The 21439-nt window shown below is 57.3% G+C and carries 21 protein-coding genes and 2 pseudogenes; 3 read left to right on the forward strand and 20 right to left on the reverse strand.

From position 1 onward, the window contains the following. Positions 1 to 10: 10 nt before the first annotated feature. The 5 genes from dctM to ACA053_RS29440 all read right to left on the reverse strand — a co-directional run bounded on the left by dctM (position 11) and on the right by ACA053_RS29440 (position 4418). The gene (gene dctM, locus ACA053_RS29420; protein WP_497314688.1) at positions 11 to 1294 is read right to left on the reverse strand and encodes a C4-dicarboxylate TRAP transporter large permease protein DctM; all 1284 of its coding nucleotides are present in this window, start codon (positions 1292 to 1294) and stop codon (positions 11 to 13) included. After that, a complete protein-coding gene (locus ACA053_RS29425) occupies positions 1291 to 1923 on the reverse strand; it encodes a TRAP transporter small permease (protein ID WP_497394289.1) in 633 nt (210 codons plus the stop codon). Before ACA053_RS29425 ends, dctM begins: the two co-directional genes overlap by 4 nt. A gap of 67 nt (positions 1924 to 1990) precedes the next feature. Continuing rightward, the gene (locus ACA053_RS29430) at positions 1991 to 2986 is read right to left on the reverse strand and encodes a TRAP transporter substrate-binding protein (protein ID WP_497314690.1); all 996 of its coding nucleotides are present in this window, start codon (positions 2984 to 2986) and stop codon (positions 1991 to 1993) included. Positions 2987 to 3260: 274 nt separating this feature from the next. Continuing rightward, positions 3261 to 3422, reverse strand: coding sequence for a hypothetical protein (locus ACA053_RS29435; RefSeq protein ID WP_497314692.1), 162 nt, complete (start codon positions 3420 to 3422; stop codon positions 3261 to 3263). A gap of 93 nt (positions 3423 to 3515) precedes the next feature. Beyond that, entirely contained in the window at positions 3516 to 4418 is a 903-nt protein-coding gene (locus tag ACA053_RS29440) for a universal stress protein (RefSeq protein ID WP_497314694.1), read from the reverse strand. Between the two features lie 388 nt (positions 4419 to 4806). Between ACA053_RS29440 and ACA053_RS29445 the strand changes: the two genes are divergently transcribed. From ACA053_RS29445 to ACA053_RS29455, 3 genes and pseudogenes are all read left to right on the forward strand, one after another. After that, complete coding sequence (locus ACA053_RS29445; protein ID WP_497314696.1) at positions 4807 to 5781, forward strand: TerC family protein; 975 nt, start codon at positions 4807 to 4809, stop codon at positions 5779 to 5781. 418 nt (positions 5782 to 6199) lie between these two features. Next, complete coding sequence (locus ACA053_RS29450) at positions 6200 to 7585, forward strand: NfeD family protein (protein WP_497314698.1); 1386 nt, start codon at positions 6200 to 6202, stop codon at positions 7583 to 7585. 48 nt (positions 7586 to 7633) lie between these two features. Next, positions 7634 to 7876, forward strand: a pseudogene (locus tag ACA053_RS29455) (slipin family protein); the annotation flags it as partial. A 75-nt stretch (positions 7877 to 7951) separates the two neighbouring features. Here ACA053_RS29455 and ACA053_RS29460 read toward each other — a convergent pair. The 15 genes and pseudogenes from ACA053_RS29460 to ACA053_RS29530 all read right to left on the reverse strand — a co-directional run. Next, positions 7952 to 8110 (reverse strand): annotated as a pseudogene (locus ACA053_RS29460) (BPSL0761 family protein); the annotation flags it as partial. A 62-nt stretch (positions 8111 to 8172) separates the two neighbouring features. Next, positions 8173 to 10008: a glutamine--fructose-6-phosphate transaminase (isomerizing) gene (glmS, locus tag ACA053_RS29465; protein WP_109626969.1), complete on the reverse strand. Its 1836-nt coding sequence runs from the start codon at positions 10006 to 10008 to the stop codon at positions 8173 to 8175. Between the two features lies 1 nt (position 10009). Further along, positions 10010 to 10789, reverse strand: a complete 780-nt coding sequence (locus ACA053_RS29470) for a DeoR/GlpR family DNA-binding transcription regulator (protein WP_178082333.1) — start codon at positions 10787 to 10789, stop codon at positions 10010 to 10012. 215 nt (positions 10790 to 11004) lie between these two features. Continuing rightward, complete coding sequence (gene glmU, locus ACA053_RS29475; protein WP_497394290.1) at positions 11005 to 12372, reverse strand: bifunctional UDP-N-acetylglucosamine diphosphorylase/glucosamine-1-phosphate N-acetyltransferase GlmU; 1368 nt, start codon at positions 12370 to 12372, stop codon at positions 11005 to 11007. A 116-nt stretch (positions 12373 to 12488) separates the two neighbouring features. Then, a complete protein-coding gene (locus ACA053_RS29480; RefSeq protein WP_007969909.1) occupies positions 12489 to 12914 on the reverse strand; it encodes a F0F1 ATP synthase subunit epsilon in 426 nt (141 codons plus the stop codon). Between the two features lie 45 nt (positions 12915 to 12959). Further along, complete coding sequence (gene atpD / locus ACA053_RS29485; protein WP_008155715.1) at positions 12960 to 14339, reverse strand: F0F1 ATP synthase subunit beta; 1380 nt, start codon at positions 14337 to 14339, stop codon at positions 12960 to 12962. Positions 14340 to 14366: 27 nt separating this feature from the next. Then, a complete protein-coding gene (gene atpG / locus ACA053_RS29490; protein ID WP_109626974.1) occupies positions 14367 to 15227 on the reverse strand; it encodes a F0F1 ATP synthase subunit gamma in 861 nt (286 codons plus the stop codon). Positions 15228 to 15277: 50 nt separating this feature from the next. Then, on the reverse strand, positions 15278 to 16822 hold the full coding sequence (atpA, locus tag ACA053_RS29495) for a F0F1 ATP synthase subunit alpha (protein WP_008007884.1): 1545 nt from the start codon (positions 16820 to 16822) through the stop codon (positions 15278 to 15280). A 21-nt stretch (positions 16823 to 16843) separates the two neighbouring features. Then, positions 16844 to 17380 carry a F0F1 ATP synthase subunit delta gene (locus ACA053_RS29500; RefSeq protein ID WP_109626976.1) on the reverse strand — a complete coding sequence of 179 codons (537 nt, stop codon included), beginning with the start codon at positions 17378 to 17380 and terminating at the stop codon, positions 16844 to 16846. Positions 17381 to 17392: 12 nt separating this feature from the next. Further along, the gene (locus tag ACA053_RS29505; protein ID WP_109626978.1) at positions 17393 to 17863 is read right to left on the reverse strand and encodes a F0F1 ATP synthase subunit B; all 471 of its coding nucleotides are present in this window, start codon (positions 17861 to 17863) and stop codon (positions 17393 to 17395) included. A gap of 56 nt (positions 17864 to 17919) precedes the next feature. Beyond that, positions 17920 to 18177, reverse strand: a complete 258-nt coding sequence (gene atpE / locus ACA053_RS29510; RefSeq protein ID WP_002555987.1) for a F0F1 ATP synthase subunit C — start codon at positions 18175 to 18177, stop codon at positions 17920 to 17922. A 133-nt stretch (positions 18178 to 18310) separates the two neighbouring features. Further along, positions 18311 to 19180: a F0F1 ATP synthase subunit A gene (atpB, locus tag ACA053_RS29515; protein WP_010465471.1), complete on the reverse strand. Its 870-nt coding sequence runs from the start codon at positions 19178 to 19180 to the stop codon at positions 18311 to 18313. A gap of 16 nt (positions 19181 to 19196) precedes the next feature. Continuing rightward, complete coding sequence (locus ACA053_RS29520; protein ID WP_010465473.1) at positions 19197 to 19604, reverse strand: F0F1 ATP synthase subunit I; 408 nt, start codon at positions 19602 to 19604, stop codon at positions 19197 to 19199. A 148-nt stretch (positions 19605 to 19752) separates the two neighbouring features. Then, complete coding sequence (locus tag ACA053_RS29525; RefSeq protein WP_008027541.1) at positions 19753 to 20625, reverse strand: ParB/RepB/Spo0J family partition protein; 873 nt, start codon at positions 20623 to 20625, stop codon at positions 19753 to 19755. 9 nt (positions 20626 to 20634) lie between these two features. After that, positions 20635 to 21432 carry a ParA family protein gene (locus tag ACA053_RS29530; RefSeq protein WP_090177596.1) on the reverse strand — a complete coding sequence of 266 codons (798 nt, stop codon included), beginning with the start codon at positions 21430 to 21432 and terminating at the stop codon, positions 20635 to 20637. Positions 21433 to 21439: the final 7 nt, after the last annotated feature.

Here is a 21439-nt window from a genome sequence, read left to right on the forward strand (position 1 = left end):
CAGGCAAGCATCAACTCATGCCCAGCCAGTTTGGCAAAACCAGGGAAATCCAAGGCACGTAGGTAATCAGGATCAGGAACAGGAACAGAATCATTAGCCAGGGCATGGCGGCTCTGATGGTTGCCGGCAGTGTCATGCCCGTCACAGCAGAGGTCACGAACAGGTTCAGACCCACGGGCGGCGTGATCAAGCCGATCTCCAGATTCACCACCATAATGATGCCCAGGTGAATCGGATCGATACCCAGCTTCATGGCGATGGGGAAGAGGATCGGTGCCAGGATCAGGATGATGGCCGAGGGTTCCATAAAGGCCCCTGCAATCAACAGCACAATGTTCACCACCAGCAGGAACATCACCGGCGTCAGGCCCGCTTCAATCACCCACGCGGTGATCTGTTGCGGTAGCTGCTCGGTCGTCAGCACATGGGCGAAGAGCATGGCGTTGGCAATAATGAACATCAGCATGATGCTCAGCTTGGCCGAGTCCAGCAGGACTTTTGGCGTATCGCGAAACGTCAGGTCTTTGTAGACGAACAAGGCGATGAAGGCCGAGTACACGGCCGCCACCGCTGCAGCTTCGGTGGGGGTAAACATCCCGGAGTAGATACCTCCCAAGATGATGAACATCAGCAGTAGACCCCAGATCGCCTCGCGTGCCGTGCCAAGCCATTCACGGAACGTCGCGCGCGGCATGGCGGGCAGGTTTTTCTTCACGGCGACGATGTAGATCGCCACCATCAACGCCAGCCCCAGCAGCAGGCCAGGTAACACGCCAGCCATAAACAGTTTGCCGACAGAGGTTTCTGTCGCAGCGGCGTAGACCACCATCACGATCGAAGGTGGGATCAGGATGCCCAACGTCCCCGCGTTACAGACGATCCCCGCACCGAAGGCCTGCGGATAACCGGAGCGGACCATGCCGGCAATGGCAATTGAACCCACCGCAGCGACAGTGGCCGGGCTCGATCCGGAAAGGGCCGCGAACAACATGCACGCCAACACGGCAGCGATGGCCAGACCACCACGGATATGGCCGACACAGGCATTGGCAAAGTCAATCAGCCGCCGAGCGACGCCACCGGTGGTCATGAAGGCCCCCGCGAGCAGAAAGAACGGGATGGCCAGCAGCGTGTAGTGCTCCGACGTCTCGAACAGTTTGATCGCCAGTGAGCGCACGGAGTCCGGGCTGAAAAAAACGATGGTCAGTGAGCCCGCCAACCCCAGGGAGATGGCAATGGGAACACCGATAAACATCAGCACGAACAGCGATATAAACAGGAAGGCAATGGTCATGACTTGTCATCCTCGTGTTCAGTCAGTTTCATCGCATCGGCGGCTTCATCGGCCAGGCCCAGGCCGGTCTGCCTGTTTTGCAGGATGCGCACGAGAATTTCAGCGAAACGGATGAAGACCAAGGCGAACCCTACGGGGACGATCAACCCGATGTGCCATTGCATGATCCCGTACTGGCCCAGGTCTTCGGCACCTATGCGCGCAATCATCAGGGTCTGGATCCACCCGAAACTGGCAATGCTGAGCAGTCCGGCATAAGTCAGGCAGAAAAGACACGCGATGACGCCAATGAACCGTTGCATCGGTTTGCTGGCCAGCCTGACCAGCGCGTCGACGCCGATATGGCCTGCCGTGCGGACGCCGTACGACAGCCCGAAAAATATCAGCCAGCCAAACAAGGCCTTGGTCAGTGAGGTGCTCCAGGTCATCGCCTGGGCCATTCCCATGACCCCGTCGCCGATGACGAACAGCGATTCGCTAGCGCCTTCCCAGCTCTCGGCGAGACTGTAGAACAGGGTGTAGAGATTGTTGAGGACAACGTAGACAAATGTTACCAACGTCATGGCGGCCAGAAGAAAGACGATGAAGCCTTCCTCGAAGTGTTCCCAGATGCGCCGAAAAGCATTCATGGATGGCATCTCCTCTAGCGGATGACAGGCAGGTGCTGCCAGGACGGCAACACCTGTCCTCCACCGATCATTGGGCCTGGTTGGCAGCTTCAGCAGCAGTGATCAGCTCGGCGCCGATATCGCCTTCGAACTTCTTCCACACGGGCTTCATCGCGACACGCCATTGGTCGCGTTGCTCAGGCATCAGGGTGATGATCTCGGTAGTTTTTGCCGCAATGATGCTCTGCTTGGCGTTCTGATTGAGTTGCTCGGCCTCTTTGTTCACATGGGCGGTGACTTCGACGAGGATCTTTTCCAGTTCGCCACGAAGCTCCGGCGATAAACCGCTCCAGAACTTGGTGTTGGTGATTAGCATGTAGTCCAGTACACCGTGGTTGGATTCGGTGATGTACTTCTGCACTTCATGCATTTTCTGGCTGTAGATGTTCGAGTAAGGATTCTCCGCGCCGTTGACGACACCGGTCTGCAAGCCCTGATACACCTCGGCGAAGCTCATCTTGCGCGGATTGGCGCGTATGACCTTGAACTGCTCCTCAAGCACTGCAGAAGCCTGCACCCGGAACTTCAGGCCACGGGCATCACCCGGTACTCGTAGCGCTTTGTTCGCGGACAGTTGTTTCATCCCGTTGTGCCAATAGGCCAGTCCTGTGATGTTTTTGTCTTCCATGGACTTGAGCAGTCCCTGGCCCTGCGGGCTCAGCTGGAAGCGGTCAACAGCGGTGATGTCATCAAACAGGAAAGGCAGGTCGAACAGTTGAACGGTCTTGGTGTAGTGCTCGAACTTGGCCAGCGACGGAGCAATCATCTGTACGTCCCCGAGCAGTAAGGCCTCCATCTCTTTGCCATCGCCAAACAACGAGGAGTTGGGGTAGACCTCGACTTTGACCTTGCCGGGCAAGCGTTCTTCCACCAGTTTCTTGAACAACAGGGCGCCCTGGCCTTTGGGAGTCTGCTCAGCGACGACGTGGGAAAATTTTATAATTACCGGGTCTGCAGCCATGGCCGTACTCATGGTGCCAAGAGCAAGGGCGCAGGCGACTGCTTTCCACATAGGCTTGAACATTGGGGGGATTCCTCTTGTTTTGATTTTTCGTACAGTTCCATGCTCCGAAAGCATGTGCACGGCGGACAAGAGCAAGTCTAGGCAGAAAACTGGAATTTGGAGGGTGATGACTGAATGTAGTTAGAAATCTTGTACGTAATAAGGTGTTGCCTCTGGAAACAACTTATTACAATTAATGTTTGAGACGATTGCGATAAGGGGTAGCGGTTTTAAGAGCCATCTATACCGATTAAAATCTCATCATCGATCAACGCACCACAACAAGGGCATCTACTTAGCTCATGCTCATCGCTTCAGAATAAGAGGGTATATAGGTCAGTTGGCCTTTTTGCCGACGACGCCCATTTCGATCGGGAGTCTTAATAAAAAACACGGAAATTTCTTCGTCCTCCAATAGCTTGAACAACGTTCCGGACTCGTCCTCGGTGATGGTCATGCGTAGACCGCCTAAGGGTCAGCTGAAGTCAGCAGCTTGGGTCAAAACCACATCAGCACCAACAGCCGGCTGCGATATTGGCGGTTTTTTCGTTCAGTGATCCGCTTCTCCCTTGATGGCCAAAACGCTGCAGGGCACCTGATACAGAACATGCTCCGTGGTACTGCCAATCAGCTTGTCCACCCCTTTGTGATGGGTATTTCCCATTACGAAGACATCCGCTCGAGTATGAGTCGCAAAGTCGGCCATCGCTTTGGTTGGCGGCCCTGCAATGAAGTGTTGTCGCTCAGGTGGCACGCCGTAGCGTCCAGCCAAGGCAACGAAGCACTTTTCAAGTGATCGGCGCACATCGTTGCTGAAGCCGGGCATCGTCACGGCGCCAGCACCTGCATCAGAGAAATGTGTGTGTGTCAGTTCATAGGCATACAGCATGTGCAATTCAGCATCACATTGCGTCGCCAATTCGTTCGCCGCCTGAATGACGCTGTCGTTGATTCCGCTGATCTGACCCTCTGGATGCGATGGATCAACCGCCGCCACAATCACCCGAGGAAGAGGACACCTGACTTCGCTGACCAGATGTATGGGGGTCGGACATTCGCGCAATAATTGCCAATCCAAAGGCGTGACGAATACGCGTTTGAGCGCTGATTCATGATGTACGTCCTTGATAATCAGGTCCGGCTGCATTTCAGCTACATGCCCGAGGATCTCCTGCAGTGGGTCACGGGTCAATGCAACTTCGGTGGTCACATTGATACCCTTCCTGCGCATAAGTTCGGCCTCATCCGCCAACCACTGCAGGTTCTCCTGCCGGCAACTCTCACGAAGTTGTGCACTGTTGCTCATTAATCGCATAAGGTCGAAGTCTTCGATGAACACCGCAATATGCAGCGCTGCGCCTGTGGCATCGGCAAGTGCGATTGCCCGCTCCATCGCCGGCGAGTGACGCATGGTTGGACCTGCGATCAGAAAGAGTCGTTGATACTGCCTCATGTGACACCTCCAAACGTTCCGGGTTATCCGCTAGCGCCCCCCAGCACTCTCGCTTGTCCCACCATTGGCGATCTTTTATCGCCTCAACTATCTGGATCGACACTATCAATATACGCCTGCATCACCGGCTTAGCAGTTGCCAAGCCTTTCGAAGGGTGTAGCAGACCTTTTCATCACGATCGAGCAGGAGGCGGGACTGCTGGAGCCGCGCGCCATGCCACCCGCCGTGACCACGGAGCAAAACCAATGCAATTGCCGGTAGTTGAGTACCTGAATCAATACTTCGTAAAAAACGAACTATTCGCAACGAATAAACGATTTTTGTTGATGTAACAGGCTCGTTAGCATGACTCCTCCAGCCTATTGCTGCTTCATGCGGAGACAGTAAATGACCGCCATCAGCGTCGGCCAATCCTGGATGTGGGCCGCCTTCATCGTGTTCGTCCTTGCCATGCTGGCGCTCGATCTGTTCGTCTTCGGCGGACGCAAGGCGCATCGTGTTTCGGTTCGCGAAGCGCTGGCCTGGGTCATCGCCTGGACCAGTTTGGCGTTGATCTTCGCCGTCCTGCTCTGGTGGTATCTGCGCAGCATGTTCGGCGCCGAAGTGGCCCAACGTACAACGCTCGAATTCCTGACGGGCTACCTGATCGAGCAGTCGCTGTCGATCGACAACATGTTCGTTTTCGTGATGATATTCGGCTACTTCGCCGTGCCGCCAGAGTTGCAGCGCCGCGTCCTGCTTTATGGCGTGCTGGGCGCCATCATCATGCGCGCCGGTATGATTTTCGCCGGTGTCTGGCTGGTGCAGGAGTTTGCCTGGCTACTCTATGTCTTTGGTGCTTTCCTCGTCATCACCGGCATCAAGATGCTGATCTTCGCCAACCAGCAGCCAGACCTCGAAAAGAACCCTTTGCTGCGCTGGATGCGTAGCCATCTTCGCATCACCGACGGCTTTCATGGCGAGCGCTTCTTCGTGCGCCAGAACGGCCTGCTCTGGGCGACGCCGATGTTCCTGGTGCTGGTACTGATCGAGGCCAGCGATTTGGTGTTCGCGGTCGATAGCATCCCGGCTATCTTCGCCGTCACCACCGACCCCTTCATCGTGTTCACCTCCAACATCTTCGCCATCATGGGCCTGCGCGCACTGTATTTTCTGCTTGCCGACATGGCCAACCGCTTCCACTTGCTCAAATATGGCCTGGCCATCGTACTGGTGTTCATCGGCGGCAAAATGCTGGTCGCGCCGTGGTGGCACATGCCGATCCAATGGTCGCTGACCACAGTCGGCGGCGTCATATTGATTTCGGTACTGTTGAGCCTGACTTTGACGAAGAGCAAAACACGGGTTACGGGAGAACAATGATGAATCAGAGATGTTGGCGCTGAGGCGGTTTTGACCCAGGCTACCGGAAATCAATGACCTACCCGAATACTTGGTAATCGATGGTCTTATGCGTGTCTTCACAGGCCGCCAAAGGGGCAGCTGAAGTCAGCAGCTTGGGTCAAAACCGCACCAGCACCTGCACCAACATATATAGATCCGACATCTAGCTAATATCCTATCGGTCGATACACGACTCAGCATCGTCAGGAGTAGCTGTATCGCGGTTTCGCGCTCTGGATCATAAGGATCAAGAGCGCCAATACGGTGACGCGAGATCTTGGCGAACAGTTTCGGCACTTGCCCTGCATTAACCGCCGCGCCTGCATCGCCCTTGACTGACTCAACTACGCTTTAAGTGAAGGTTGCAGGCTGCCGAACCCGCAATCAGGAGGGTCCCATGAACAGTCGCTGGTGGTGCCGCCTGCTCCTGCTGATGATACTGGTCGGGTTGCCGATGGGGTCAGTGACGGCTGCGGGCAGCATCGTGGTCCTGACGGTCAACGATGCCATCGGCCCGGCCAATGCCGACTACGTCGTGCGGGGCCTGACGCGTGCGGAGACCGAGGGCGCACAGTTGGTGGTCATCAAGCTCGACACCCCCGGCGGGCTGGACACTTCGATGCGCTTGATCATCAAGGCGATTCTGGCCAGCCCTCTGCCAGTGGCCAGTTTCGTCGCCCCCAGTGGCGCACGTGCGGCCAGCGCCGGCACCTATATCCTATATGCCAGCCACGTTGCCGCCATGACCCCGGGCACCAATCTGGGCGCCGCTACGCCGGTGCAGATCGGCGGCCTGCCCGGGACCGCGCCAGATCCACCGCGCCCACCAGCGGCACCTGCCACCGACAAAAACTCACCGCCCGAGCCGCTGGATACCCTGGCTCGCAAACAGATCAACGATGCAGCGGCTTACATCCGCGGCCTAGCGCAACTGCGCGGACGTAACGCCGACTGGGCCGAACAAGCGGTACGTGAATCGCTCAGCCTGTCGGCCGACGAAGCGCTCAAACTCAAGGTGGTCGATTATGTGGCCAATGACGTGGCGGACCTGCTCAAGCAACTGGACGGTAAGAGCCTGAATGTCGCCGGTCAGACGTTGAAGCTGAGTACCACCGGGGCTGCACTCATCGATCATGCGCCTGATTGGCGCACACAACTGCTGGCGGTGATCACCAACCCCAGCGTGGCATTGCTGCTGATCATGTTCGGGGTCTATGGGTTGATATTCGAATTCATGAACCCAGGGTCAGGTGTCGGTGGAGTACTCGGTGGTATCTGCCTGTTGCTGGGGTTGTATGCCCTGCAACTGTTGCCCGTGAATTACGCCGGGGTCGGACTGATTCTGCTAGGGCTCGCCTTCATGATCGCCGAGGCGTTTCTACCGAGTTTCGGTGTAATCGGCTTCGGTGGGGTGGTTGCTTTTGTAATCGGCGCAGTGATTTTGATGGACACCGATGTACCGGGCTTCGGCATTCCGTTGGCGCTGATCATCGGCATGGCACTGATCAGCGCCCTGTTACTAATGACTCTGGTCGGCATGGCGCTCAAGGCCCGACGCCGTGCCCTGGTCAGCGGCGATGCGGGCTTGGTTGGCAGCCTGGCCACGGTGACGGGGCTGCTGCCGGGTCTGCCGATGAGCGGCTGGGTGCAACTGCAGGGCGAAAAATGGCAAGTTCAGAGCCGCTCGCCTCTGCACCTGGGCCAACAGGTCCGGGTGGTGGCACGCACGGGCGTGAAGCTGGACGTCATTGCACCGGATGAAACGCCACCGCGAGGAGGTTGATCCATGTTCGTCGAATTGGGTTTTGGCGCGCTGCTCGCCTTGCTCCTCATCGCCAAGCAAGCCGAGGCTGAGCGTGAACGGCGGGCCAAGGTGATACACGCCGAAGGTGAATTGCAGGCTTCGGAGAAGCTCATGCAGGCCGCCGAGATGCTTGGGCGCCAGCCTGGTGCCATGCAACTGCGCTATATGCAGACACTGGGTGCAATCGCTGGGGACAAGAGCTCGACCATTGTATTTCCGTTGCCGATTGAGTTTTTGAAAGGAATGGCCGATTTGTCGCAAAAGAAATGACCAACACCGGTGTAGCATCCAATGCGGCAGCTCGAGAACCATCTCGTTCAGCATGAAGTGCTGAAGGTGCTTGGCCCCCTGACGGACCGACTCTGGAACAGACTGGTCTCTCGCCAAGTCGCGCAAACAATCACCCGTTTGAATAATGCTACGAGTAAGTTCATGGGGCGTTTGAGGTTGGTCGCGGAGACTAAGGGAGGGTCGCCTGTGAGCGACCTCCCGATCGTGAGACAGTTTTTATTATCGCTGGACAGACTTTATTGCCTGAAAGCAGTGTTCAGTCAGCTGTGGATAACTTATTCCACCGTCACCGACTTCGCCAGGTTCCGTGGCTGGTCAACGTCCGTGCCTTTCAACACCGCCACGTAGTACGAGAGCAACTGCAGCGGGATGGTGTAGAGGATTGGCGACAGGATGTCGTGGATGTGCGGCATGTGGACAACGTGGGTACCCTCGCCGTTGGTCATGCCGGCCTTTTCGTCTGCGAAGACGATTAATTGGCCGCCACGGGCGCGGACTTCCTGGAGGTTGGACTTCAGCTTCTCCAGCAGTTCGTTGTTCGGTGCCACGGTGACCACGGGCATGTCGTTATCCACTAGCGCCAACGGGCCGTGCTTCAGTTCGCCCGCCGGGTAGGCTTCAGCGTGGATGTAGGAGATTTCCTTGAGTTTCAGGGCCCCTTCCATCGCTACCGGGAATTGCGCGCCACGACCGAGGAACAGGGTGTGGTTCTTCTCGGCGAACAGTTCGGCGATTTTCTCCACGGTGCTGTCCATGGCCAGGGCTTCGCCCAGACGTGTTGGCAGGCGGCGCAGTTCTTCAACCAGGGTGGCTTCGACGCCTTTGGCCAAAGTGCCGCGAACCTGACCCAGGGACAGAGTCAGCAACAGCAGGCCGACCAATTGGGTGGTGAAGGCTTTGGTCGAGGCCACGCCGATTTCGCGACCGGCCTGGGTCAGCAGGGTCAGGTCGGACTCACGCACCAGCGAGCTGATGCCGACGTTGCAGATCGCCAGGCTGGCGAGGAAGCCCAACTCCTTGGCGTTGCGCAAGGCGGCCAAGGTGTCGGCGGTTTCGCCGGACTGGGAAATGGTCACGAACAGCGTGTCTGGCTGCACCACGACTTTGCGGTAGCGGAATTCACTGGCGACTTCGACCTGGCACGGGATACCGGCCAGTTCTTCCAGCCAGTAACGGGCAACCATACCGGCGTGGTAGCTGGTGCCGCAGGCGACGATCTGTACGTTGCGAACCTTGGCGAACAACTCCGGGGCTTCCGGGCCGAAGGCTTGCACCAGAACCTGTTGTTGGCTCAGGCGTCCCTCCAGCGTGCGCTGCACGACCGTAGGCTGCTCGTGGATTTCCTTGAGCATGAAGTGGCGGTACTCGCCCTTCTCGGCGGATTCGGCGTTGTCGCCGTACTGCACGGCTTCGCGCTCGACGAGTTTGCCATCAACGTCCCAGATTTGAACGCTGTCGCGGCGAATCTCGGCGATATCGCCTTCTTCCATGTACATGAAACGGTCGGTGACCTGACGCAAGGCCAATTGGTCGGAAGCGAGGAAGTTTTCCCCCAGGCCCAGGCCAATCACCAGCGGGCTGCCACTGCGGGCGGCGACCAGACGATCCGGCTGGTCGGCGCTGATAACTGCCAGACCATAAGCACCGTGCAGTTCTTTGACGGTCGCCTTCAAGGCCACGGTCAGGTCGTGCAGATCCTTGAGTTTATGCGCCAGCAGGTGAGCGATGACTTCAGTGTCAGTGTCCGAGGTGAACACGTAGCCCTGGGCCTTCAACTGTTCGCGCAGGGCCTCGTAGTTCTCGATGATGCCGTTGTGCACAACGGCCAGGTTCTGCCCGGAGAGATGTGGATGGGCGTTGCGTTCGCAAGGGGCGCCATGGGTTGCCCAACGGGTATGGGCGATGCCCAGACGACCGATCAGCGGCGCCTCGGCCAGAGCTTGATCCAGCTCATTGACCTTGCCCGGACGACGGACGCGATCAAGGATCCCGTCGTTGGTGAAAACCGCCACACCGGCGCTGTCGTAGCCACGGTATTCCAGGCGTTTCAGACCTTCGAGCAGGATGGCGGTGATGTTACGTTCTGCGACTGCTCCGACAATTCCACACATGCTATTTCTCCTGACTGACAGCCGCGATAATCAAATTGATACCGCGGGCCTGAATCTGATCCCGTGCTTCAACTGGCAGGCGATCATCGGTAATAAGGGTATGGACGCTGCTCCAGGGCAGTTCCAGGTTGGGAATCTTGCGGCCGATCTTGTCGGCCTCCACCATCACGATCACTTCACGGGCGACGTCAGCCATAACCCGGCTCAGACCCAGCAATTCGTTGAAGGTGGTGGTACCGCGAACCAGGTCGATGCCATCGGCACCGATAAACAACTGGTCGAAGTCGTAAGAGCGTAGTACTTGCTCGGCGACCTGCCCCTGAAAGGACTCGGAATGCGGGTCCCAGGTGCCGCCGGTCATCAACAGCACCGGCTCGTGTTCGAGTTCGCTCAAGGCGTTGGCCACATGCAGGGAATTGGTCATCACCACCAGCCCGGGCTGTTGACCGAGTTCCGGGATCATGGCGGCGGTGGTGCTGCCGCTGTCGATGATGATTCGTGCATGCTCGCGAATCCGCCTAACGGCGGCACGGGCAATGGCCTGCTTGTATTTGGAGACCGGTTGGCCGATGTCGGCGACCAGCTCCTGAGGCATGGTGATCGCTCCGCCATAGCGGCGCAGCAACAAACCATTACTTTCTAGTGCGGCCAAATCCTTGCGAACCGTAACTTCTGAAGTTTCGAAGCGCTTGGCCAGCTCATCCACACTGACTTCGCCCTGCTCATTGACCAAGGCGAGGATGTTGTGACGACGTTGGGGTGTATTGCGTTTCGACATGATCTAGTAAGTTTCGATTCGAAAGATAACGGAAGCAATAAAAACCTATCAGCGAAACTTCGTCAAGCGGGTGTAAGAAAAAATATCTGTGGATAAACGCATCGCGGGCAAGCCCGCTCCCACAAGGTCTTGCGAAATCCTTGTGGGAGCGGGCTTGCCCGCGATGACGATCAATCAGGCTGTGTATAACTAAAACCTGAAAACGCTATGTGGATAACTCAGCTCTTCTTGATCTTCACCGGCCGTTTCCAGCCATCGATATTCTTCTGGCGCGCGCGACCCACCGCCAACTGCGCGTTATCCACATTCTGGGTAATCGTCGAACCGGCCGCCGTCGTCGCACCGGAAGAGATATCCACAGGCGCCACCAACGAGTTGTTGGAACCGATGAACACATCTTCACCCAGCACGGTTTTCCACTTATTGGCGCCGTCGTAGTTGCAGGTGATGGTGCCCGCGCCAATGTTGGTGCGCGCGCCGATCTCGGCATCGCCCAGATAGGTCAAGTGACCGGCCTTGGCGCCTTCACCCAGATGAGCGTTCTTCAGCTCTACAAAGTTACCCACATGCGCGCGAGCTTCCAGCACCGTACCTGGACGCAGGCGAGCGAACGGGCCGGCATCGCTGCCTTCGCCCAGGATCGCGCCTTCGATATGGCTGTTGGCCTTGATCACCACGCCTTTGCGCAGGGTGCTGTCCTTGATCACGCAGTTGGGACCGATCACCACATCATCTTCAATGACGACCTTGCCTTCGAGGATCACGTTGATGTCGATCAGCACGTCGCGGCCGACGGTGACTTCACCGCGCACATCGAAACGCGCCGGGTCGCGCAGGGTCACGCCTTGCGCCATCAGACGACGACCGGCGCGCAGCTGATAATGGCGCTCGAGCTCGGAGAGTTGCTTGCGATCATTGGCGCCCTGCACTTCCATGGCGTCATGGGGTTGCTCGGTAGCCACCACCAGACCATCGCTGACCGCCATTGCAATCACGTCGGTCAGGTAATACTCGCCCTGGGCATTGTTGTTGGAGAGGCGGCTCATCCAGCCACCCAATTGCGCGAAAGGCAGCGCCAGAATGCCGGTGTTGCCTTCGGTGATCGCACGCTCGGCTTCGTTGGCGTCTTTCTGCTCGACGATGGCCGTGACCTTGCCGGCGGCATCGCGGACGATGCGGCCGTAACCGGTCGGGTCATCCAGCTCGACGGTGAGCAGGCCCAGTTGCTGCGGGGCGACTTTCTTGAGCAGACGTTGCAGGGTTTCGACTTCAATCAACGGCACGTCACCGTACAGGATCAGTACGGTGTCGGACTCGATGAACGGCACGGCCTGAGCCACCGCGTGACCGGTACCCAGCTGCTTGTCCTGCAGCACGAAATTCAGATCGTCCGCCGCCAGACGCTCGCGCACCGCTTCGGCGCCATGACCGATCACGACGTGGATGCGCTGTGGATCAAGTTGCCGGGCGCTGTGGATAACATGACCAAGCATCGAGTTGCCGGCAATCGGATGCAGCACTTTCGGCAACGCCGAACGCATGCGAGTGCCTTGGCCGGCAGCGAGGATAACGATTTCAAGAGACATGACTGGCTACCAATCCTGGGTGGTCAGCGGCTGCGACCAGGTTATGAATATCGGAAAAGAAAAAAGGGTAGCCGAGGCTACCCTTTTTAATCAATCGCGCAACAAGCAATGGCCTATTAGTGGCCAAACTTCTTGCGGATCTGCTGGACGGTGCGCAGCTGAGCTGCAGCCTCGGCCAGACGTGCGGCAGCAGAACCGTAATCGAATTCCGCGCCCCGCTCATGCAAGGCCTTCTCGGCAGCCTTAACGGCTTCCTGAGCGGAGGCTTCGTCCAGGTCGGCAGCACGTTGCACGGTGTCGGCAAGAACCTTGACCATGTTCGGCTGAACCTCGAGGAAACCACCGGAGATGTAATACACCTCCTCTTCCCCGCCCTGCTTGACCAGGCGGATCGGGCCCGGCTTGAGATTAGTGATCAACGGCGCGTGACCCAGGGCGATACCAAGATCACCCAGTGCACCGTGCGCAATCACCATCTCGACCAGACCGGAAAAGATTTCCCCTTCCGCGCTGACGATATCGCAATGGACTGTCATAGCCATCTGATTGCCTCAACCTAAATTAGCGCCCGTTGCCGGGCGCCGGGATTACAGTTTCTTGGCTTTCTCGATCGCTTCTTCGATGCCGCCGACCATGTAGAACGCTTGTTCTGGCAGGTGGTCGTAGTCACCGTTGAGGATGCCTTTGAAGCCAGCAATGGTGTCTTTCAGGGAAACGTATTTACCCGATGCACCGGTGAAGACTTCAGCCACGAAGAACGGCTGCGACAAGAAACGCTGGATCTTACGAGCACGGTTTACCAACTGCTTGTCGGCTTCCGACAGCTCGTCCATACCCAGGATCGCAATGATGTCCTTCAGTTCTTTGTAACGTTGCAGAACATACTGTACGCCGCGAGCGGTGTCGTAGTGGTCCTGACCGATTACGTTCGGATCCAGCTGGCGCGAAGTCGAGTCGAGTGGATCGACCGCCGGGTAGATACCCAGGGAAGCGATGTCACGGGACAGAACGACGGTGGCGTCCAAGTGGGCGAAGGTGGTCGCTGGCGACGGGTCAGTCAAGTCATCCGCAGGTACGTATACCGCTTGGATCGAGGTGATCGAACCGTTCTTGGTCGAAGTGATACGCTCTTGCAGAGTACCCATCTCTTCGGCCAGGGTCGGCTGGTAACCTACTGCGGAAGGCATACGGCCCAGCAGTGCGGATACTTCAGTACCGGCCAGGGTGTAACGATAGATGTTGTCGACGAACAGCAGAACGTCGTTACCTTCGTCACGGAACTTCTCGGCCATGGTCAGGCCGGTCAGTGCTACGCGCAGACGGTTACCCGGCGGCTCGTTCATTTGACCGTAAACCAGTGCCACTTTGTCCAGAACGTTGGAATCCTTCATCTCGTGGTAGAAGTCGTTACCCTCACGAGTACGCTCACCCACACCGGCGAACACGGAATAACCGCTGTGCTCGATGGCGATGTTACGGATCAGTTCCATCATGTTTACGGTTTTGCCTACACCGGCACCACCGAACAGACCGACTTTACCACCCTTGGCGAACGGGCAAACCAGGTCGATAACCTTGATGCCGGTTTCCAGCAGGTCGTTGCCGCCCGCTTGTTCAGCGAAGGTTGGCGCAGGACGGTGAATGCCCCAGCGCTCTTCGGTGTCGATCGGGCCAGCTTCGTCGATCGGGTTGCCCAGTACGTCCATGATCCGGCCCAGAGTCGCTTTACCGACCGGTACGGAGATGGCTGCGCCGGAGTCGGTGACTTCCAGACCGCGCTTCAAGCCTTCGGTGGAACCCATCGCAATGGTACGAACCACGCCGTCGCCCAGCTGTTGCTGAACTTCGAGGGTGGTTTCAGCCGCGCTCACTACTTTCAGCGCGTTGTAGATGCTCGGTACGCTGTCGCGTGGAAATTCCACGTCGATAACGGCGCCGATGATTTGAACGATACGTCCGCTACTCATAGCTGGATCCTCTGAATATTTGAACCGTTAAACCGCGGCAGCGCCGCCGACGATTTCCGAGATCTCTTGGGTGATCGCAGCCTGACGCGCCTTGTTGTAGACCAGCTGCAAATCGCTGATCAAATCACCGGCGTTGTCGGTAGCGTTCTTCATCGCGATCATCCGCGCAGCTTGTTCAGCCGCGTTGTTCTCGACCACCGCCTGGTAGACCTGCGACTCCACGTAACGGACCATCAAGCCGTCAAGCAGCTCTTTGGCGTCCGGTTCGTACAGATAATCCCAGTGGTGCTTGAGTTCCTGATCCGGGGTTGCCACCAGTGGAATCAATTGCTCCACGGTAGGCGTTTGCGTCATGGTGTTGACGAACTTGTTGGACACCACGGACAGGCGGTCAATACGGCCGTCCAGGTAGGCATCCAGCATCACCTTGACGCTGCCGATCAGGTCATTGATCGACGGCTCTTCACCCAGGTGGCTGATAGCGGCTACGACGTTACCGCCGAAGTTGCGGAAGAAAGCCGCACCCTTGCTACCAACAACACACAGATCGATCTCGACGCCGTTTTCGCGGTTTACCGCCATGTCCTTGACCAAAGCCTTGAACAGGTTGGTGTTCAAGCCACCACACAGACCACGGTCACTGCTCACCACGACATAACCGACGCGCTTTACTTCACGGTCGAGCATGAACGGGTGGCGATATTCCGGGTTGGCGTTGGCCAGATGGCCAATAACCTGGCGGATGCGCTCCGCATAAGGACGGCTAGCAGCCATGCGCATTTGTGCCTTGCGCATTTTACTGACCGCCACTTTTTCCATGGCGCTGGTAATCTTTTGCGTGCTTTTGATGCTCGCAATCTTACTGCGAATCTCTTTTGCGCCTGCCATGTAACACCTATCAGGTTAGCAAGCGGGAGCCTTGCGGCTCCCGCTGCGGCTTACCAGGTTTGGGTGGCCTTGAACTTCTCGATACCGGCTTTCATGCCAGCGTCGATTTCGTCATTGAAGTCACCCTTCACGTTGATCTTCGCCATCAAATCGGCGTGATCGCGGTTGAAGAAAGCAATCAGCGCTTGTTCAAAGCTGCCGATCTTGGCGATTTCGACGTCAGTCAGGAACCCACGCTCAGCGGCATACAGCGACAGCGCCATGTCAGCGATCGACATTGGTGCGTATTGCTTCTGCTTCATCAGCTCGGTAACGCGCTGACCATGCTCAAGTTGCTTACGGGTCGCTTCGTCCAGGTCAGAAGCGAACTGGGCGAATGCCGCCAGTTCACGGTACTGAGCCAGAGCGGTACGGATACCACCGGAGAGCTTCTTGATGATCTTGGTCTGAGCGGCACCACCCACACGGGATACCGAAACACCGGCGTTCACAGCAGGACGGATCCCGGAGTTGAACATGGCCGATTCCAGGAAGATCTGACCGTCGGTGATGGAAATCACGTTGGTCGGAACGAACGCGGAAACGTCGCCAGCCTGGGTTTCGATGATCGGCAGTGCGGTCAGGGAACCGGTTTTGCCGGTCACTGCGCCGTTGGTGAACTTCTCTACGTATTCTTCCGAAACGCGGGATGCGCGCTCCAGCAGACGGGAGTGGAGATAGAACACGTCGCCTGGGTAAGCTTCACGGCCTGGTGGACGGCGCAGCAGCAGGGAAATCTGGCGGTAAGCCACTGCTTGCTTGGACAGATCGTCATAAACGATCAGCGCGTCTTCACCGCGGTCGCGGAAGAATTCACCCATGGTGCAACCGGAGTACGGTGCCAGGAATTGCAGTGCTGCAGATTCCGAAGCGCTCGCCGCCACGACGATGGTGTTAGCCAGTGCGCCGTTTTCTTCCAGCTTGCGAACCACGTTGGCGATGGTCGATTGTTTCTGACCGATTGCCACGTAGACGCAGAAAATGCCGCTGTCTTTCTGGTTGATGATCGCGTCGATCGCCAGAGCGGTTTTACCGATCTGACGGTCACCGATGATCAGCTCACGCTGGCCACGGCCGACAGGGATCATGGCATCGACAGCCTTGTAGCCAGTTTGTACAGGCTGGTCTACCGACTTACGCCAGATCACGCCTGGAGCAACTTTCTCGACCGCATCGGTCTCGGTGTTGTTCAGCGGACCTTTGCCGTCAACTGGGTTACCCAGTGCGTCGACTACGCGACCCAGCAGTTCCTTACCAACCGGAACTTCGAGGATGCGGCCGGTGCACTTGGCGCTCATGCCTTCAGCCAGAGACTGGTAGGAGCCCAATACAACGGCGCCTACGGAGTCTTGCTCCAGGTTGAGAGCCATACCGAAGACGCCGCCCGGAAACTCGATCATCTCGCCGTACATGACGTCGGCCAGACCGTGAATCCGCACGATACCGTCAGATACGCTGACGACAGTGCCTTCGTTACGGGCTTGGGAGGTCACATCGAGCTTGTCGATGCGGCCCTTGATAATTTCACTTATTTCGGAAGGATTGAGTTGCTGCATTGCTCTGCTGCCCCTTCAAACTCAAGATTTCAATGCTTCGGCAAGGCTCGCGAGTTTGCCGCGAACCGAGCCATCGATAACCAGGTCGCCGGCGCGGATGACAATGCCCCCAATAAGGGATTTGTCTTCCTCGACTTGCAGGCGCACTTCCCGGTTGAGTCGTGCACTGAGAACCTTGGCGAGTTTGTCTTGCTGTTCTTGGTTCAATGCAAAAGCACTGGTGACTTCAACGTCTACCGATTTCTCTTGTTCAGCCTTGTACAGGTCAAACAGAGCGGCGATCTCCGGCAGAAGCGGGAGACGGTCGTTTTCGGCAACGACGTGAATGAAGTTCTGTGCCTTGGCATCAAACTTGTCGCCGCACACGTCAATAAACGTGGCGGCCTTGTCTGCGCTCGTCAGTCGCGGGGCCTTGAGCACGCGCTGCATGGTGTCATCTTGCGACACTGCTGCAGCCAGGCCGAGCATGGCTGACCAAGAGGCCAGTTGCTGGTGGGCCTGGGCGTGCTCGAAGGCTGCCTTAGCGTAAGGTCGGGCCAACGTGGTCAATTCTGCCATGATCGCCCTCGCTTAAATTTCAGCAGCCAGTTTGTTTACCAGCTCCGCGTGCGCGTTTTGATCGATTGTGGAACCCAGGATCTTCTCGGCGCCAGAGACTGCCAGGTTACCCAGTTGGGCACGCAGCGCGTCTTTGACACTGTTCAGTTCCTGCTCGATCTCGGCCTGAGCCTGAACCTTCACACGGTCAGCGTCGATACGGGCTTTTTCAACAGCCTCTTCAACGATCTGGTTACCGCGTTTCTTGGCTTGCTCAATGATTTCGGCTGCCTGAGCTTTTGCTTCGCGCAGTTGCTGACCCGCTTTATCTTGGGCCAGCTCCAGGTCGCGAGCTGCTCGGGCGGCAGCGTCCAGTCCATCCGCGATCTTCTTCTGACGTTCGTGCAAAGCCGCGATGACCGGAGGCCACACGAACTTCATGCAAAACAGTACAAAAATGAAGAACGCAACGGACTGGCCAATCAGGGTTGCATTAATGTTCACGCCAACACCTCGCTCGTTCGTTGCACATCACACCAATTACTCGAAGGTTCGAGTAATTAGCCAGCGAGTTGACCAACGAATGGGTTCGCGAAAGTGAAGAACAGAGCGATACCAACACCGATCATGGTTACGGCGTCGAGCAGACCGGCAACGATGAACATTTTAACTTGCAGCATTGGAACCATTTCTGGCTGACGCGCTGCGCCTTCCAGGAACTTGCCGCCCAACAGGCCGAAACCAATTGCGGTACCCAGTGCGCCCAGGCCGATCAACAGTGCAACAGCGATAGCGGTTAGACCAACTACAGTTTCCATCTTTCCTCCCGACTTTTACGTCGTATGGTTTAGGTTTTTTAGATTTTAAAGCGGTAAAACAAATCGTTTCATAGCCCTGTTCGGGCACCCACCCGTTTGACCGGGTGGGACATCAGACTAGTCGAGACTGGTCTTAATGGTTCTCTTCGTGCGCCATCGACAGGTAAACGATGGTCAACATCATGAAGATAAACGCCTGCAGGGTGATGATAAGGATGTGGAACACAGCCCACGCCCACTGCAGAACTACGCCCAGGCCGCTAAGCCAGAGCAGACCGCTGCCGAACATCACAGCAATCAGAATGAAGACCAGTTCGCCGGCGTACATGTTGCCGAACAGACGCAGTGCCAGCGAGATAGGCTTGGCGATCAGTGTCACGAACTCCAGCAGGAAGTTCACCGGAATCAGCAGGGCTTGAACGAAGATGTTCTTGCTGCCGAACGGGTGCAGAGTCAGCTCGCCGATGAAGCCGCCGATGCCCTTGACCTTGATGCTGTAGAAAATGATCAACGCGAACACCGACAGGGCCATGCCCAGGGTAGCGTTCGGGTCAGTGGTCGAAACGGCACGGAAAGGAATGTGCGCATCGCCAGTGATCAGGATGGCCAGCTGAGGAATCCAGTCGACCGGGATAAGGTCGACGGCGTTCATCAGGAAGACCCAGACGAAGATGGTCAGTGCCAACGGTGCGATCACCGGGCTACGGCCATGGAAGCTGTCTTTCACGCTGCCATCGACGAATTCGACCAATACTTCAACGAAGTTCTGCAAAGCACCAGGCTGACCGGAAGTCGCCTTCTTAGCCGCCATGCGGAAAAGAAGAACGAAGATCAGACCCAACGCGACCGACCAGCCGAGGGTATCGACGTGGAAAGCCCAGAAGCCCATTTCCTTGGCTTCTGCTGCGGTGTGGGCAAAACCCCACCCGCCAGTTGGGTGCTGACCGAAGGTCAGGTTCTGCAAGTGGTGCTGGATATAGCCCGAAGCGGTTGTCTCTGCCATGGTTGCCTCAAACGCCCTAAGGTCTCGAAAGTCTTGTTCTCATCAGCAGGGGCGCGAACCAGCTGACCAGTTGGGTCAACACGAAGACGCCGAATACAGCTAGCGGCGCCAATGGCTTCACACCTGCGAACGTCAATGCAAAGAGCACTGCCGTCAAAATCAGTTTGCCCGCCTCACCGGCATAAAAAGACCGGACGATGGCTTGGGCTGCTCGGGCGCCGGAAAACCGAAAGGCCCTGTGAGCGAAATAAACATTGGGCAGCAAGGCTATCAGGCCTCCGCAGAGTCCCGAGTACCCGGCAACGACTCCGTGCCATTGCCAGAGCGCCAAAGCGGCGATCAGCAAAACTACAAACTGAGCCATTAACACCGGAAAAACTGCCAGGCGATGGAACGGCAAGCGGTTTGGCGTGCGGCTTTCCATCACAATTACTCCCCAATGGTCGGCTGCCAGAATTCAATAACTTGGCATAATTTGTGCCGACAAAATGCGCGCAGAGTATAGGGGCGGTTCTGCCCCTATTCAACTGTCAGGTAGTGATTTCCGACTGCACGCTACATGAGGAAATGTTTCAGCGAATGTGTGCGAGCACACCCTGAAGCTCATCAAGGGAGTTGTAACCAATAACCAACTGCCCTTTCCCCTTCTTTCCGTGGCGGATCTGCACCGCAGAGCCTAGGCGTTCGGCCAGGCGCTGCTCGAGTCGGGCGATATCAGGGTCCGGTTTGACTGGTTCGGCAGGCTCCTGTTTGCCACTCAACCACTGGCGAACCAGTGCCTCAGTTTGGCGCACCGTCAGCCCCCGTGCGACAACATGTCGCGCCCCTTCAACCTGTTGATTCTCCGGCAAACCGAGCAAAGCACGGGCATGACCCATTTCCAGGTCACCGTGCGACAGCATGGTTTTGATAACTTCCGGCAACGCGATCAAGCGTAGCAGGTTGGCCACAGTCACGCGGGATTTGCCCACGGCTTCGGCCACTTGTTGCTGAGTCAGCTGGAATTCCTGCTGCAAACGCTGCAGGGCCACGGCTTCTTCGATCGGATTGAGGTCTTCACGCTGGATGTTCTCGATCAGCGCCATGGCGATCGCGGTTTCATCCGGCACATCGCGAACCATCGCCGGAATGGTTTCCTGGCCAGCCTGCTGGCTGGCGCGCCAGCGACGTTCACCGGCGATGATTTCGAAGCGACCGCTGCCAATCGGACGAACCACGATCGGCTGCATCACGCCCTGGGCCTTGATCGACTGCGCCAGCTCTTCCAGCGCCTGAGGATCCATGTCCCGACGCGGCTGGTACTTGCCGCGCTGGATCAGGTCCAGGGGCAGGTGCTGCAGCTCACGCTGATCGGCCTGCACCGCTTGTTCTTCCAGCGAGCTGACAGTCGGACCACTCAGCAGTGCATCCAGTCCACGTCCGAGACCTCGTTTCTTGACGGCCATGGGGATTCCTTAAGTTGCCTGAGCGGCGGCGGTGCGTGAGTTTTTGCGTTGACGACGAACCAGCTCGCCGGCTAACGCCAGGTAGGCGATAGCGCCACGCGATGCTTTGTCGTAAGCCAGTGCCGGCATACCGTAACTGGGTGCTTCAGCCAGACGGATGTTGCGCGGGATAACGGTGTCGTACAGTTGCTCGCCGAAGTGTTCCTTGAGCTGCGCCGACACGTCGTTCATCAGGCTCAGGCGCGGGTCATACATGGTCCGCAACAGGCCTTCGACTTTCAGGTTCGGGTTGAGCAATTCAGCGATGCGCTTGATGTTATCCACAAGGTCGCTCAAACCTTCGAGCGCAAAGTACTCGCACTGCATGGGGATAATCACCCCGTCAGCCGCGACCAATGCGTTCAATGTGAGCATCGACAGCGACGGCGGGCAGTCGATCAAAATGTAATCGTAGTTTTCACGGATCGGCGCCAGCGCACTGCGCAGACGGCTTTCCTTCATCTGCATTTCCAGCAGAACCACTTCAGCCGCCGTGAGGTCACGGTTGGCCGGCAACAACTGGTAACCGCCATGCTCGGAGTAGTGCATGGCCTGGGCCAGGTCACACTCGCCGATCAGCAGGTCGTAGACCGAGTTTTCCAACCCGTGTTTATCCACACCGCTACCCATGGTGGCGTTGCCCTGTGGATCGAGATCGATCAACAGCACCCGGCGCTTGGTAGCAACCAGGGAAGCTGCGAGGTTGATGCAGGTGGTGGTTTTACCCACACCACCTTTCTGGTTCGCTATCGCGAATACCTTAGCCATTCTTGCT

This window comes from Pseudomonas sp. LBUM1672 (genome assembly GCF_059695655.1).

What these genes read in the sequence shown, in the direction of transcription:
- dctM (WP_497314688.1), bottom strand. Translation starts at nt 1,294, where the DNA reads ATGACCATTGCCTTCCTGTTTATATCGCTGTTCGTGCTGATGTTTATC.
- ACA053_RS29425 (WP_497394289.1), bottom strand. Translation starts at nt 1,923, where the DNA reads ATGAATGCTTTTCGGCGCATCTGGGAACACTTCGAGGAAGGCTTCATC.
- ACA053_RS29430 (WP_497314690.1), bottom strand. Translation starts at nt 2,986, where the DNA reads ATGTTCAAGCCTATGTGGAAAGCAGTCGCCTGCGCCCTTGCTCTTGGC.
- ACA053_RS29435 (WP_497314692.1), bottom strand. Translation starts at nt 3,422, where the DNA reads ATGACCATCACCGAGGACGAGTCCGGAACGTTGTTCAAGCTATTGGAG.
- ACA053_RS29440 (WP_497314694.1), bottom strand. Translation starts at nt 4,418, where the DNA reads ATGAGGCAGTATCAACGACTCTTTCTGATCGCAGGTCCAACCATGCGT.
- ACA053_RS29445 (WP_497314696.1), top strand. Translation starts at nt 4,807, where the DNA reads ATGACCGCCATCAGCGTCGGCCAATCCTGGATGTGGGCCGCCTTCATC.
- ACA053_RS29450 (WP_497314698.1), top strand. Translation starts at nt 6,200, where the DNA reads ATGAACAGTCGCTGGTGGTGCCGCCTGCTCCTGCTGATGATACTGGTC.
- glmS (WP_109626969.1), bottom strand. Translation starts at nt 10,008, where the DNA reads ATGTGTGGAATTGTCGGAGCAGTCGCAGAACGTAACATCACCGCCATC.
- glmU (WP_497394290.1), bottom strand. Translation starts at nt 12,372, where the DNA reads ATGTCTCTTGAAATCGTTATCCTCGCTGCCGGCCAAGGCACTCGCATG.
- ACA053_RS29480 (WP_007969909.1), bottom strand. Translation starts at nt 12,914, where the DNA reads ATGGCTATGACAGTCCATTGCGATATCGTCAGCGCGGAAGGGGAAATC.
- atpD (WP_008155715.1), bottom strand. Translation starts at nt 14,339, where the DNA reads ATGAGTAGCGGACGTATCGTTCAAATCATCGGCGCCGTTATCGACGTG.
- atpG (WP_109626974.1), bottom strand. Translation starts at nt 15,227, where the DNA reads ATGGCAGGCGCAAAAGAGATTCGCAGTAAGATTGCGAGCATCAAAAGC.
- atpA (WP_008007884.1), bottom strand. Translation starts at nt 16,822, where the DNA reads ATGCAGCAACTCAATCCTTCCGAAATAAGTGAAATTATCAAGGGCCGC.
- ACA053_RS29500 (WP_109626976.1), bottom strand. Translation starts at nt 17,380, where the DNA reads ATGGCAGAATTGACCACGTTGGCCCGACCTTACGCTAAGGCAGCCTTC.
- atpE (WP_002555987.1), bottom strand. Translation starts at nt 18,177, where the DNA reads ATGGAAACTGTAGTTGGTCTAACCGCTATCGCTGTTGCACTGTTGATC.
- atpB (WP_010465471.1), bottom strand. Translation starts at nt 19,180, where the DNA reads ATGGCAGAGACAACCGCTTCGGGCTATATCCAGCACCACTTGCAGAAC.
- ACA053_RS29520 (WP_010465473.1), bottom strand. Translation starts at nt 19,604, where the DNA reads ATGGAAAGCCGCACGCCAAACCGCTTGCCGTTCCATCGCCTGGCAGTT.
- ACA053_RS29525 (WP_008027541.1), bottom strand. Translation starts at nt 20,625, where the DNA reads ATGGCCGTCAAGAAACGAGGTCTCGGACGTGGACTGGATGCACTGCTG.
- ACA053_RS29530 (WP_090177596.1), bottom strand. Translation starts at nt 21,432, where the DNA reads ATGGCTAAGGTATTCGCGATAGCGAACCAGAAAGGTGGTGTGGGTAAA.